This is a genomic window from Paenibacillus radicibacter (assembly GCF_024721995.1).
Taxonomy (GTDB): Bacteria; Bacillota; Bacilli; order Paenibacillales; family NBRC-103111; genus Paenibacillus_AM; species Paenibacillus_AM radicibacter.
Map to the genome: position 1 here is coordinate 55,199 of NZ_JANQBC010000012.1, position 12,968 is coordinate 68,166.

General features: G+C 43.0%; 13 protein-coding genes. 3 read left to right on the forward strand and 10 right to left on the reverse strand.

The genetic code is table 11. The features are described 5' to 3' along the window. Positions 1 to 6: 6 nt before the first annotated feature. A complete protein-coding gene (locus NV379_RS20355; protein ID WP_258209184.1) occupies positions 7 to 1,125 on the reverse strand; it encodes a winged helix DNA-binding domain-containing protein in 1,119 nt (372 codons plus the stop codon). Positions 1,126 to 1,259: 134 nt separating this feature from the next. Here NV379_RS20355 and NV379_RS20360 point away from each other — a divergent pair, with 134 nt between their 5' ends. After that, positions 1,260 to 1,922: a hypothetical protein gene (locus tag NV379_RS20360; protein WP_258209185.1), complete on the forward strand. Its 663-nt coding sequence runs from the start codon at positions 1,260 to 1,262 to the stop codon at positions 1,920 to 1,922. Between the two features lie 100 nt (positions 1,923 to 2,022). Here NV379_RS20360 and NV379_RS20365 read toward each other — a convergent pair whose 3' ends face one another. From NV379_RS20365 to NV379_RS20385, 5 genes are all read right to left on the reverse strand, one after another. Continuing rightward, positions 2,023 to 3,351, reverse strand: a complete 1,329-nt coding sequence (locus NV379_RS20365; protein WP_258209186.1) for an APC family permease — start codon at positions 3,349 to 3,351, stop codon at positions 2,023 to 2,025. Between the two features lie 178 nt (positions 3,352 to 3,529). Beyond that, complete coding sequence (locus NV379_RS20370; protein WP_258209187.1) at positions 3,530 to 4,165, reverse strand: GNAT family N-acetyltransferase; 636 nt, start codon at positions 4,163 to 4,165, stop codon at positions 3,530 to 3,532. A 110-nt stretch (positions 4,166 to 4,275) separates the two neighbouring features. Continuing rightward, on the reverse strand, positions 4,276 to 4,836 hold the full coding sequence (locus NV379_RS20375) for a TetR/AcrR family transcriptional regulator (protein WP_258209188.1): 561 nt from the start codon (positions 4,834 to 4,836) through the stop codon (positions 4,276 to 4,278). 418 nt (positions 4,837 to 5,254) lie between these two features. After that, on the reverse strand, positions 5,255 to 5,401 hold the full coding sequence (locus tag NV379_RS20380) for a hypothetical protein (RefSeq protein ID WP_258209189.1): 147 nt from the start codon (positions 5,399 to 5,401) through the stop codon (positions 5,255 to 5,257). Positions 5,402 to 5,438: 37 nt separating this feature from the next. Continuing rightward, positions 5,439 to 6,254, reverse strand: coding sequence for an inositol monophosphatase family protein (locus tag NV379_RS20385; protein ID WP_258209190.1), 816 nt, complete (start codon positions 6,252 to 6,254; stop codon positions 5,439 to 5,441). 114 nt (positions 6,255 to 6,368) lie between these two features. On the opposite strand from NV379_RS20385, the gene NV379_RS20390 reads away from it, so the two are divergent. Both NV379_RS20390 and NV379_RS20395 read left to right on the forward strand, forming a co-directional pair. Beyond that, complete coding sequence (locus tag NV379_RS20390) at positions 6,369 to 6,605, forward strand: hypothetical protein (protein ID WP_258209191.1); 237 nt, start codon at positions 6,369 to 6,371, stop codon at positions 6,603 to 6,605. 65 nt (positions 6,606 to 6,670) lie between these two features. After that, positions 6,671 to 7,108 carry a universal stress protein gene (locus NV379_RS20395; protein WP_258209192.1) on the forward strand — a complete coding sequence of 146 codons (438 nt, stop codon included), beginning with the start codon at positions 6,671 to 6,673 and terminating at the stop codon, positions 7,106 to 7,108. A 69-nt stretch (positions 7,109 to 7,177) separates the two neighbouring features. On the opposite strand, the gene NV379_RS20400 is transcribed toward NV379_RS20395, so the two are convergent. From NV379_RS20400 to NV379_RS20415, 4 genes are all read right to left on the reverse strand, one after another. Further along, on the reverse strand, positions 7,178 to 8,284 hold the full coding sequence (locus tag NV379_RS20400; protein ID WP_258209193.1) for a GNAT family N-acetyltransferase: 1,107 nt from the start codon (positions 8,282 to 8,284) through the stop codon (positions 7,178 to 7,180). Positions 8,285 to 8,447: 163 nt separating this feature from the next. Next, the gene (locus NV379_RS20405) at positions 8,448 to 9,776 is read right to left on the reverse strand and encodes an FAD-dependent oxidoreductase (RefSeq protein ID WP_258209194.1); all 1,329 of its coding nucleotides are present in this window, start codon (positions 9,774 to 9,776) and stop codon (positions 8,448 to 8,450) included. Positions 9,777 to 10,093: 317 nt separating this feature from the next. Next, entirely contained in the window at positions 10,094 to 11,962 is a 1,869-nt protein-coding gene (locus tag NV379_RS20410) for an SLC13 family permease (protein ID WP_258209195.1), read from the reverse strand. Between the two features lie 132 nt (positions 11,963 to 12,094). After that, positions 12,095 to 12,955, reverse strand: coding sequence for a VanW family protein (locus NV379_RS20415; RefSeq protein WP_373426141.1), 861 nt, complete (start codon positions 12,953 to 12,955; stop codon positions 12,095 to 12,097). Between the last annotated feature and the right edge of the window lie 13 nt (positions 12,956 to 12,968).

The following is a 12,968-nucleotide window of genomic DNA, read 5'->3' on the forward strand; positions in this document are numbered from 1 at the left end:
ATTCATTTAATCTACGAATTGAACATCGAAGGTCTGTGCTTCTTCAGCAGCAAACTGAAGGAGCTGCAGACCTTCTTGCGTTAATAACTCTTGATCTTCCTTGGAAAAAGGTTCGAATGGTTCGATGACAAGCTTAGCTGAATCTTTCTCCCTCTCGATATTCCACACCCCTTTCACAAAACCATCAAGCAATACTGTTGGTCGAACGATTCCGTTCTTCGTGAAAACAATAGGTTTATACGCATCTGCTATAATGCGGCTCCGATCTACATAAGAGAGTAGTATATTATCAAAATCACCGATAAATCGTAGTGGAGCAGGTAGGTCCGAATCCATAATCGGCGCATCTTGCACATCCCATAACTCTCGACCTTGTTCATCGAAGAACATCCGCAATTGTGGCTTCAACTCCTTTACTACATCCCGTAACTTGTTTAACCCTGACCACGCCTGGATATCCGCTACCGTAGCAGGTCCGAATGCACGCAAGTAACGCAAGATCATTTCTTTCGAATCGTCTTGCCTTGCCAGATCATCCCCAAGCCATAACTCCGCACTCGTATGCATGGCTTGTCCGCTACTACCCCATAAGCCACGCGGCGGCACTTGAACAAGAGGAACCTTGTTGCGAATCACACTCGCCAATGCTTTCGGATCACGATCCGTCCATTTCTCACTTAAAAATAATCCGACATCATTTAGCGTACGCGGCTCTACTTCTACATATTGCCTCCCAATAGCACTAAGTTCTTCTAGATCAATTCCTTCCAATCGCTTGCTGAAAGTTCCTTTTAACTCCCGATCCATCATCGATTGCAGTACGGGTCGAAGTGCCAAACTATCTTTTGCTGTAACCAAATGTAGAGTCGAACGCATCATCGCAAGGCGCACAATCTGTCGATTTTGTATGAGCATAGATAAATCTTCATTTCTAAATCCTTTCAAGCGTGTCCACAGTCCATAATAAGGCGAGGTTGGCATTTGAGATTGCAATCCGACTAAATGCTCCACAGCGTCCATGACAGGCATCTCAGAGCGTTCTAACAGACATTGTCGTGCAAGCAACGTTCGATTTAACGTCCTTACACTTAACACTGCGTTTGTATCCTGATGCGATTGTCCCATACAACCACCCCTTTTTGAGTTTAAGTACGCACACTACCTTTTTTATTCCTATTATATCCGAACAAATCTAGCAATTTACAAGATCCCATTAAACACGCTATAATCCCTTACAAACTTGAAGAGGGGGTTCACCTATGATTCGAATTGGTTGTTTTCACGCCCACTACTCGAACATCGAGCATATTGAGCAAGCATTAAGTCCGTATCAAATCGAATTGATTCACTATGTAGATCCGGGTCTTGATCGAATGAAGAAGGATGCCGACTTCACACCCGATACGGTCCAGCACAAAGTTAGTGAAACGCTCAATTGGATCGTCAAAAGCCACGTCGATGCGATTCTCGTCACCTGTACCTTTTTCACAGCAACAATCCCTGACAACCATAGCTATTCCATTCCGATTATCAAAATCGACCAGCCACTCTTCCATGATACATGTAGGCTTGAGCAGCCTGTTATCTTCGCTTTCACGAATCCGAATACGATTGAGGGTACGATGGCGCAGTTTCGTCAGTTCGCTGCTAATCAAGGTGTGGAGATTGAGGCACAATCTGTGCTCATTCCGCATTCTTTTGAACTCATTATGAAAGGTAAGAAGTCAGAATATTTAGAAAATGTAGAACGTGGATTAAGTACTTTTGCATTAGAAAATCCGTCTACACGCATCATTGCTGCTCAATTATCCATGGTTCCCGCTGCGAAACTAGCCACTCAGAGCACGAATCTTCCGATCAGCAACCATCTCGAATCGTTAGCAAGTTACATGGTGGAAACGTTGAATTTACAACCGAAATAATATCCTTACATAAATAAAACCCATAGATCCTTAAGTCGCAAAGTGCGCTTTACTTAAGAATCTATGGGCAGTTTTCTTCCTTTTTCTTGCTACTAACCGTTCATTTTGTAAAATTGAATTCTAAAGAAGGGTTTTGCTTTAGCTTGAAATACAAGTACAATCCTCCTAGTACAAGCCATGCGGAACCTACGAGTAAAGCAGAAATGTTCAAGCTCACGAAGAGCCAAACACAGAATACTCCACCGATCGCTGGTGCTAAGAAATAGCGAACGAAATCGAGACCACTACGGCGTTTCTCACGAATGTAATAATGTGCAATAACAGATAAATTAACGAATAAGAAACCAATTAGAGCGCCAAAGCTAATAAACGAGTAAATTACTTCAAGCTCCCCGAATACAGCTGTCATCGAGATGGCACCAATAATAATGATGTTAAATACAGGTGTTCCACGTTTCGCACTTACGTATCCGAAAATACGCTTTGGCAACGCTCCCTCGCGTCCCATTGCATACAGCAAACGAGATGCACTTGTGTGTGAAGACAGGGATGAAGAAATAACTGCAACCATCGTACCAGCTAAGAATAAGGAATGCATGAATGATCCGCCGACATATGAAGCAACTTCAAGCGAAGCAGCATCAACATCTTGGAAAGCCAAGAAGTTCGGGTGCACCATGTGCAATAAATACGAAATACCTGTGAACAGAATACCGCCGGTAAACGCAATCGCTAGAATCGCACGCGGGATATTTTTCTTCGGATTAACCGTTTCTTCGGACAATGTCGTTACTGCATCAAACCCTAAGAAGGAGAAGCATAGAATCGACGCACCGGAGAACACTAAACCGACGTTCATATCAGAAGTGAAGAATGGAGCTGACGAGATCAGCGTACCTTCTCCCATACCGCCTGAAATACCTTTTATCATAAAACCGACAAATACAAGCGCCACAAGCGTCTGAAATGTTACGAACAATGCGCTCATATTGGCAGTAAGTTTAATTCCAAATAAGTTGATTATTGTGATCATCACAGCTAAGATCAAGACCCATACTGGTCCTGGAATTGCAGGGAAAGCAGCCGTTAAATACGCACTTCCGATTGCAAAGTTAACCATGGGTAAGAACAAATAATCAAGCATAACCGACCAACCGACAAGAAATCCGACATGCGGATGAATACTTTTCTGCGCATACGTGTAAGTTGAGCCAGCTGACGGGTACACCTGCACCATTTTGCCATAACTAAGCGCTGTAAACAGCAATGCAACTAACGTTAGAATGTAAGCAATTGGTACGTGTCCTTCTGTAAGCTTGGATACTACACCGTATGAATCAAATACAACGAGCGGATCCATATACGCTAAACCGATCACCACTAGTGGCCCCAGCGTCAACGTCCGCCGCAGAGAAGCCTGTTTTTCCAATACAAATGCCCCCTATTCGACTTTCAACTATTTTGTTTTTGATTTTCCTATTAAAAAAAATCGACAAGTTTCACAGTACTGTTTTTTGAACAATAAATCAAGCATAAAATGCATATTTCCACAAAAAACACTAAACAGCCCGATTCTGGATGAATCGGGCTGTTTAGTCATTTACATTTTATACCGTCATAAGACGCTGCTGGCGAGGTAATGCAGGTAATCCGTTTACCATACGGAAGTAGCTTTTGTCGCCAATATGGCTATCTTCTACCGTGTGATATCCATTTCTTTCATATAATCTTACGACAGCGTCGTCAGTTGCGTTCACAATCAACGAACATTTCGTCATTTCATTTATATAAGCAAGACGGTTTGCTTCCTTCAGCAGCTTAGAACCGATTCCTTTACCGCGGAACTTCTCTAATGTTGCTAAATTTGCTACGAATAGTTCTCCCTCTTCTGCTTCTTTAAATCCGAAAAATTTATATATACGAGACATGAATTTGAGTTTTGTCAAAAAGCCTTTTTGCATTTTGCGAATCATTTTCTCCGTTGGTGCATTTAGTTCATTTAGCAATTCATAAGGCAGGGCGATCATCACCCCAGCAACTTCACCCTTACACATGGCAACTGTTGCAAATTCATAACTGTAACGATTTCCTTTGGTTGCTACGATTTTCGTTAAACGTTCAAGTACTTCTTCCGAGCTACCTTCACCCCAAATTAACTGAGGATCAATTTCTGTACTATAAATTAACTGAGCAATGACTCCGGCATGTTCTTTTCTAGCTGGTCTGATATCGATGATATCCATAGTTGTACATCCTTTGTTTTTAAATCGCCAGTTCTGTAACTAGCGAAACGATTTTTGTTTAAATAGTTTTCTGGTGGTAAAGAAAAAGAATAAAAGTTAGTCTTTTATTCTTACGAATCCCTTGCCACTAATCCGTATAATAAGACATCCACAATTGACGATAGAGCTTCTGAAACACTGATATTATTGTTCATATAGAACCGTTGGTCCAGAGTCGAATTGGTTGCATCTACGATTAGTTTCATAATTAAGGCTGTATTCTTATTTAGAATGATTCCTTCACGAATTCCTTCTTCAATCAGCACCCGCAGCGTGTCCCAATCATCGACAAGCGCGGCATTTACTTTCGCCCATTGCTCGGGGTAGTAACGCTTCATTTGATCTAGAATTCGCAGGTCATAAAGTTCATAATGTGTTGGTAATACGGTCATAACCCCTTTGATCTTCTCCATCAAAGTAAGTGATTCATTATGTACGATGGCTTCTGTCTTATCGTCCGCTTCTTGCGAAACTTGATCGACAATCATATCCAGCACTTCCACTTTCGAGGAAAAATGTTCGTAAAGTGTGCGCTTGCTGATCCCAAGTCTCCTAGCGAGATCATCCATCGTAAACTTCATGCCCTTATCATGAATTTCTTCTATAAATGCTTTTGCAATCCGATCTTTCATTATCAATCCTCCACTCATTCGCCACGAGGAAACTGTTTAAACAAAAATCGTTTCTTCGGTGCTACACCTATAATTTTACCCTTCTCTACCTCATAACTCAAGTCTTCCCAATCGTGGTAAATGCTCCGAAACCCGTGCGGGTTTAGCATGAGCCTGCAAAGTTCCAACAAAATCATAGGTTTCCTCGCTATTTCTCTGTTATTCACATCAACATATGGGGGGTCTGTGGGGCATGAGTCGATTATGCAATGTTCTTGATCACACTTATGATTAAGACAAACATCACAATTACAGCAAGAGTGAAAAAGAATGATTTGGCGAAACCTTTAGCGAAAGATTCTTCGTTTTGTTGCTTCGGTCTAAATACATATTGAACCCCCATTACGGCTACAGTTGTTAAAGAGCACATGCTGGATAATCATAATATTTTTAAAATATAGGTGCGCAGCGGTAAATCAATTGTTGTGTTCATACTCACTTGCTGCGTATCCGAAATAAATACAATCCCGAGTAATAACCCCATGATAAATCCGTATATTGCGCCTTTAATTAGTTTTTTCTCCAAGTGATGATACCTCCATAATCACATATTTATATATTCATTATGCGTGCACTTTGCGGTCTAACCCTTCTTTTACAAGCCCAATAAAAGATTCCTGCTGAGCGGGATGGCAAGCAACTAGATAAGGCCTATCCAGCATATCCGTGTATGGCTTACCTTCAAAATCTACGACTGCCCCACCCGCTTCTTGCACCATTAGAATGCCAGAATACAAGTCAGCACCCGCTGAGCGGTACAACACTAGTCCATCCATGTCCCCCTTTGCGACCATGCACCAGAGCAGAGTTGGCGCCCAGAGACGCAGCATTCTTTTGCAACTGATATCAATATGGTTACGTAAACGAACCGCTTCCTCCTCATTCTGCACGTTATGCCCTTGAATCCAGCCAATCGTAGTTCGGTGCGTTCCATCTTTCTTCGTCACTCGCATCGGTACACCATTACATGTCGCACCCTTGCCCCGTTCCGCCACGAACATGCGGTCAACCATCGGCTCATACACAACCGCGAGGACAAGCTGCCCTTGATACGCAAGACTAATCGAAACGGAGAATACAGGTAGCGCAATCGCATAGTTATTCGTTCCATCAAGTGGATCGATCAGCCACAGCCAATCACTCTCCTGCTCATCTCTACCAATCTCTTCACTATCAATCTGATGATCGGGAAACGATGAACGAATTCGACTTACAATCACATTCTCCGCCAAATGATCGACTTCCGTTACAAGATCGCCGTGCTGTCCCTTCTCTTCCATCGACAAAGTCGTCCCAAAGCGCTCTCTTGCAATCTGTCCAGCTGCTCTAGCCGCATCTATCGCGAGTATTCTAGCTTGCTCTATGATATTTTCGATCATGTTTGCACCTCTATGAAAAATAAATTATTTTTTTCACAATATCTTAATCTTAATTTAATATTCGTGTTTTATAATGTCCTTAAGATAATCTTGACCTAAAGGAGGAGACTCATGATGAAGACACTCATTAGCTTCCAGAATAAAATGATCCCGGTCTACATTTCTCCAACTGTTCAGACCAAATCCAATGCACTACCCATATTAATCGCAACACTAAACAAAAAAATCACGAGCGGCAAACGTGCGCTCCAAACTTGCCTTAAATCCTTGATCAGCATCGAGATCGTTGGATCTGAAGCAATCTTGCATACAAGACGTGAAATAGACTCATTGGCGATATCCCTCTACTAAGAGGGGTATTTTTTGTATCCATTTCGTTCATGTTATAAATACACAACTTAGAAGAGGTGTTTAGCATGTCTTTTTCCAAAATATTAATTGCCTACGACGGCTCTGATCTATCCAATAAAGCACTTCGAAAAGGAATCGCGATTGCAAATGCAAGTGGACACGGTAAGGTCGACGTTGTTCACGTCTTCCAAGTCCCTGTTCTGATCCTCGGAGAAGGTGTGCTACCACTGCCAAATAAAGAAGCTGAGGTATATGAAAAAGCACAAGCGGTGATCGATGAAGCCAAATCTGTCGTTGCGTCCACTTATCACACACTTGTGACGAATTTCCACTTGAAACAGGGCGAGCAATCTGAAGGTATTCTTGAGCAAGCAACCGAATGCGGCAGTGATCTCATCATCATCGGCAACCGCGGAGCGACGGGCTTACGTGAATTCATGTTGGGCAGCGTTAGCCATCATGTGGCGCAACACTCCAAAGTGCCTGTGCTTATTATTAAATAGCCATTCTTTGCCCGCACAGATTTGGGACAAGCTTAATTAAGCACCTTCGGGTGCTTTTTTTTGGTTCACTTATGTAGAGATAATTGTCGAATGGACTGCCTCAACCCATTTGCTCTCATCATCTGCAAGTACTGTTTGCCAACCTAATGCTTCAGCATGTGGAAAATTACGTTCCTGATCATCGACAAATAGGATGGGTTCTCCCTGCATTAGCTTGGTCTGCACAATCTCATATATAGCCAAATCTGGCTTGCAGCAACCGACTTCACTTGAGATCGTAATCGATTGAATAACACCTTCGGGCAGTGACTCTAAGATCGGCTTCAGCCATTCTGCTCGGTGATTACTGAGAATATGGATGTCTGCGTACTTACTCCATGCTTCCAAATGTTCGACTGTCGGCAATGGCTTAATATGTGCGAGAAGGAGCTGCTGGGCTTGTTCACGATCTACTACTGGATACTCTTGTGTTAACCACTCCCAGAATGCCGGTTCCGTTATTTCCCCACACCACAGTTTCTTCTTCATTTCTCTACCGAATTTATCTGCTATCTCACTAGCAGAGACACCGAGCTGATTTGCGAACTGCATCCAGAATTCTGTAGTAAAGTTCGGAATCAGCACACCACCTGCGTCAAGGATAAGCTGGGTTCTTTTTCGATCAAAAGCTTGCAGACTGTTCCATCCCATAGCGAACTCTCTGACAGACTTACCGCCGATCTCGAGCGTCTTCTCCCCGACGACCACACCACCAAGTTTTTCGTAAAATAATTGCGCTGGATTGCCCTCAAGGACCCACAATAGCATGGAATCGTATTGGAGTTTGCTTAACTCTTGCACAACCCGTGTAAATAAAGCTGCGCCTATACCTTGCCCTTGATAAGCTTGCAACAAGTAGATTGCATATACTTCCCCTGTGTAGGACGGGTACTCGGTATCTCGATTCCTACCGCCATTTGCGAATCCGACGATCTTCCCCTCATCTTCTGCGACCCAAATTTGATGATCTTCGGTTAAGTTGGCTAATATCCCATCCCAGCGCTTCACCCTGTCATCAACATTCAAACTTGCTAAGAACTCATCTGAAACTAACCCTATGTATGTCGTTTGCCAGCTTCCTACATGCACCTCGGCAATTTGTTTAGCATCTTGAGGTCGTGCGACTCTAATCTTCATCACTAATAACCTCCTCCACTATGATGGGTGAATCTAACTTATTGTTTATCAAGGTAACATTTTCCAAAACATGTTGTCTATACCTGAGCTTTTTCAAACAAAAAAAGACTCATAACATCCCTTGGGATGATGAGCCTAATTTATGAAATGAAACTTTCGCACATCACTGCGCCTGCAAACCCGCCGAGTTCAAGAAATTCCATGGCTTGTTATAATGCGGTTGGAAGAAGAAATCCACGAAGCCAAGCTGCTCAATTGTCATCTTGTTCTGGATGCATACAGACAGCGTATTGATCGACTGGGTTAACTCTGCCTTCGACATCAATTGTGCACCAACAATCCGACGTGATTCACTCTCATATACCACTTTTAAGTTCAGAGGCTCATTCGTTGGCATAAAGTCAGGTCTGTAATTGTCCTCAATCGTAATCGCTGTAACTGTAAGTCCTGCTTCTGTCGCCGCACTTTCCGTCATACCCGTCGATGCGATGTTATAATCATAGATCTTGATCCCTGATGTCCCTTGCGTACCCATATAAGGAATGGTCGGTGTAACCAGATTTCTCGCGACTAGCGTCCCCATCCGAACGGCATTCGTAGCAAGTGGAATATACGCGTGTTCACCTGTTGGGTTGTACATGATGGCACAGCTATCACCCGCAGCATATACATCTGGATTACTTGTACGCATATATTCATCCACTAGAATCGCGCCATTACCGAGCATATCCACTTGCCCTTGCACAAGACCCGTATTCGGTCTGAAACCAATGCATAGTAGGACAAGATCGCCCTCGTACTCCCCGCTAGTTGTTACAACCTTACTCACTTTACCATCCTTGCCTTCGAATCGAGTCACCGTCTGACCAAGTGCAAGTTTCACACCACGATCGCGGAATTCTTGTTCCGTAACATCTGTAAACTCTTGGTCGAGGTAGCGATTCAGAATACGTTCACTGCTATCGATCAATGTCACTTGCTTTCCATTCATTTCAAAAGCTTCTACCAACTCAATGCCGATGTAACCCGCGCCAATGACGATAATGTTCTTCGCAGTCTTCGCTTTCTCAATAATCGTGTTCGAGTGATTAAAGTTCTTAGATAGTACAATATTGTCTAGTTCAATACCTTCAAGCTTTGGAATAATCGGCCATGAACCTGTCGTCATAATTAATTTATCAAAAGTATCCTCATATTCTTCACCTGTCACTAAGTTGCGAGCGCATAGGGATTTACCTGCTGTATCTACCGATACGACTTCATGCTGCATACGCATTGTCACACCTAGATCTGCTAATTGCTCAGGTGAAGAATAGAACAAGCCCTTCGCATCTGCAACTACGCCGCCAACATAAAGTGCAATACCACAAGATAAGAATGAAATATTATCGTTACGCTCATATACCGTAATTTCCGCATTCGGATATAGTTTTGCCGTATTTACAATTGCCGCTGTCCCTGCATGTGTACAACCAATTACTGCTACTTTCATCAATAAAACCTCCCCAGGTGTAATAAATCAATAATTCAAACTTTTATTGTGAAAATATTCACTTATAGCTTTAAAAAAAAGCATGTAGCTGAATACCATTGAACTTTCTAATCAATTATGAAAGGTATGTCTCTCATGAAATCATCTACTTTCAAGAGATTGTGATATTTATCACTAACTCATACTTGTATTATAATTCACAAAGTTTTAGAATGCAATCTTTTTTTGTGAAAAAAATCACTGCGTAGTTTTGCACAGAGAAAAACCTAGATGAAAGAAAGGATTTCTCCTCTATTGATCTAGGTTTAATCATGCTATTAAAAAGGATAAATAAGCGGCAAAGTCGCGACCATTACAATTCCGATTAATAGTTGAAGCGGCAACCCAACTTTAATATAGTGGCTGAACTTGTATCGTCCTGCGGACATAACCAAAGCGTTCGGCGGCGTAGAGAAGGGGGAGGCGAAACACATACTAGCCCCAATCGATACAGCGAACAAGAACGGAAGTGGATTAGCTCCTAGTTGCGTAGCAGCTGTTAAAGCAATAGGCGCGAATAGGATTGCACATGCCGTGTTACTAATGAACAACGTTAGTAATGAGGTTGTAAAATAAACCCCTGCAAGCAGTACAACCGATCCATAACTTCCTAATGTGTTCACAAGCGCATCGGATAATAATAGTGCAGCACCGGTCTTCTCGATCGCAATTGACATTGGAATCATACCACCGATTAAGACAATGCTTTCCCAGTTCACGGTCTTATACGCTTCATCCATACTTCTTACACAACCGAAGATTACCATCAGAATCGCAGCAACCATAATCGCAGCAACCGCAGGAACAATTTCTGTAATAAGTAGAAGCACCATAAGGACCATGATGCCAATTGCAATTGGCGCTTTCTGATCCATCGTTACTTTACGTGACTCTTCGAGTGGTTGACCTACAACGACGACATCACCTTTCTCCGCGGCAAGTCGTGCGATATCTGTCCATGTCCCTTGGACGAGCAGTGCGTCACCAAAGCGCATTTTCTCCTCTTTCAGATGATGGAGCAAGTACTGTTCTCGCCGCTGAATACCCAAGATATTCACCCGATACTTCTCCCGAAACTCCGAGTGCTTGACTAATTTACCGATATGCTTGGAATTCGGGGTCAACATCACCTCTGCAATTCCGACTTCACTTGTTGCATACTGTTCTCCATTAGAAAAGGGCTGCTGCTCTGCAGCTTCCTCGTCCAATAGATTAAGTCCGTACTCTAGCGCAAACCGCTCTGCATCTTCATAAGAACCGTGGACATAGAGAATATCATTCTCATCAATAACCGTATCTGGCCCTGCAATTTCTTGATTAATTGTCTTGAAAAATTGATTCTTCGCTGAAATTTTACGTCTAATTTCAATAACCGTAAGCTTAAAGTTTACTGGAATGTTCAGCTCAAGCAGGGTCTTGGATCGAATCGTAGATTCTTGACCAACTTGTACACGAAATAAGTTTTGCGATAGTTGATATTTACGTACTAAATCTTTAAGTGAGCCTGGTGTACGTTTCGACTTGTTTTCCTTCTTCTGATTGTTCGGCAAGAAACGTCTCAAAACAATCATCCCGATAATTCCCGTCACCAGACAGATCACACCCATCGGTGTAAAAGAGAAGAAAGATAACTTATCAAGCCCTGCGTGAATAAGTGTTTCTTGAATCACTAAATTCGGCGGTGTCCCGATCAAGGTCAACATGCCACCAAGACTACTGGTAAAAGCAAGCGGCATAAGGAGTCTGCCCGGATGTGTCTCTGCCCGCTTCGCAAGACTGACAACAATAGGCATCATCACGGCAACCGTTCCCGTATTACTAACGAACGTCCCAATAAGAGCGGTCACGAGCATGACCATGACGAGCAGTCTCGTTTCATTCGTTCCTGCTAGTTGTAACAACTTACGACTTGCCATCTTGGCAAGTCCCGTCTGGAAGATCCCGCCCCCTACTACGAATAACCCTATCATCATAATGACAACCGAATTCGAGAATCCAGAGAGTGCTTCTGCCGGTGTTAATACATTGAAAAGCATAAGTACAAGCAACGACCCGATTGCGACGAGATCCGAACGGACTTTTCCCGATACGAACAATACAGAGACGATGACGAGCACAATTAAAGTGATGAGCATGGATTCAGACAAAACTGCAAATCTCCCTTCAAGTAAACCAATCTAAGATGTATGTAGGTGATTGTTGCACTCGCTCACACTATTTTAATAATCTGTCATTGGTGCGTATATCAATAATTTCACAGGAAGATTATCCGACCACTTCTAACTTCGTCCACTTTCTAAAAAAGGTCGATACATCATCAGCGCATGATTCTCCGTCACATATTGATCATTCACTTGCAAACCTTCTTGATTAAACACACGGCGATGAATGACATTATGTCGCACATAGCCACCCCAATGCGCTTGCATCATCTGATGGTCTTTTTCGTAGACTTCATATCGTAAGGGATGCGAGTCAACAGATCGCCACTCCCCTACGAGATGATCTTGAGTCAAATAGAGATGCAATTGATAAGGTTGTTCGGTAGAGTTCGTAATCTGTAAATCGAGATAGTTGTATGCACAAGTCGCTCCACTGCCAAATGGCTGCGTCCGATTACTGTCTGGGAACACGTCATAACTATGTCGATGCCGCTCTGTCACTTCAAGCGGTGTATGCAGTGTAATCCAATAGATTAAATTCGATAGCTGACACAATCCACCACCAACACTTGCTTTAAAGCCGCCATAGAAAAGCACCATACCCTCTACATAGCCTTTGCGCGCAGTTGGATGCCCAATTAGCTTCCAATACGAGAACGTCTCACCAGGGCGTATGATGATCCCGTTAAGCTTGCGAATTGCAATTTGCAGATTGCGGATTTTATTTTCCTGTAACCACATGTCCACGTCCTTTAATTGCCTGCGTAGGGGTGTTTGATGTTGAAAGATGCGAGCAGGTAGTAGGTCAGCACGCATTTCCGTGGCAAATCGCGTTCGTCCGAAGTACCACTCGATGTACCTTTTGCAGCGATAATAGCGCGTTCCTAACCACAATCGAAGCCTTGATCGACGAAGTGGCTTCATCGCTTGATTTACTTTCGACATACGCTCCTTCTCTACCGCCGCATCTGACCTCATCCCCTTGGCACCC

Coding starts and splice junctions, on each gene's coding strand:
- NV379_RS20355 (WP_258209184.1), bottom strand. CDS start 1,125: ATGGGACAATCGCATCAGGATACAAACGCAGTGTTAAGTGTAAGGACG.
- NV379_RS20360 (WP_258209185.1), top strand. CDS start 1,260: ATGATTCGAATTGGTTGTTTTCACGCCCACTACTCGAACATCGAGCAT.
- NV379_RS20370 (WP_258209187.1), bottom strand. CDS start 4,165: ATGGATATCATCGATATCAGACCAGCTAGAAAAGAACATGCCGGAGTC.
- NV379_RS20375 (WP_258209188.1), bottom strand. CDS start 4,836: ATGAAAGATCGGATTGCAAAAGCATTTATAGAAGAAATTCATGATAAG.
- NV379_RS20385 (WP_258209190.1), bottom strand. CDS start 6,254: ATGATCGAAAATATCATAGAGCAAGCTAGAATACTCGCGATAGATGCG.
- NV379_RS20390 (WP_258209191.1), top strand. CDS start 6,369: ATGAAGACACTCATTAGCTTCCAGAATAAAATGATCCCGGTCTACATT.
- NV379_RS20395 (WP_258209192.1), top strand. CDS start 6,671: ATGTCTTTTTCCAAAATATTAATTGCCTACGACGGCTCTGATCTATCC.
- NV379_RS20400 (WP_258209193.1), bottom strand. CDS start 8,284: ATGAAGATTAGAGTCGCACGACCTCAAGATGCTAAACAAATTGCCGAG.
- NV379_RS20405 (WP_258209194.1), bottom strand. CDS start 9,776: ATGAAAGTAGCAGTAATTGGTTGTACACATGCAGGGACAGCGGCAATT.
- NV379_RS20415 (WP_373426141.1), bottom strand. CDS start 12,955: ATGAGGTCAGATGCGGCGGTAGAGAAGGAGCGTATGTCGAAAGTAAAT.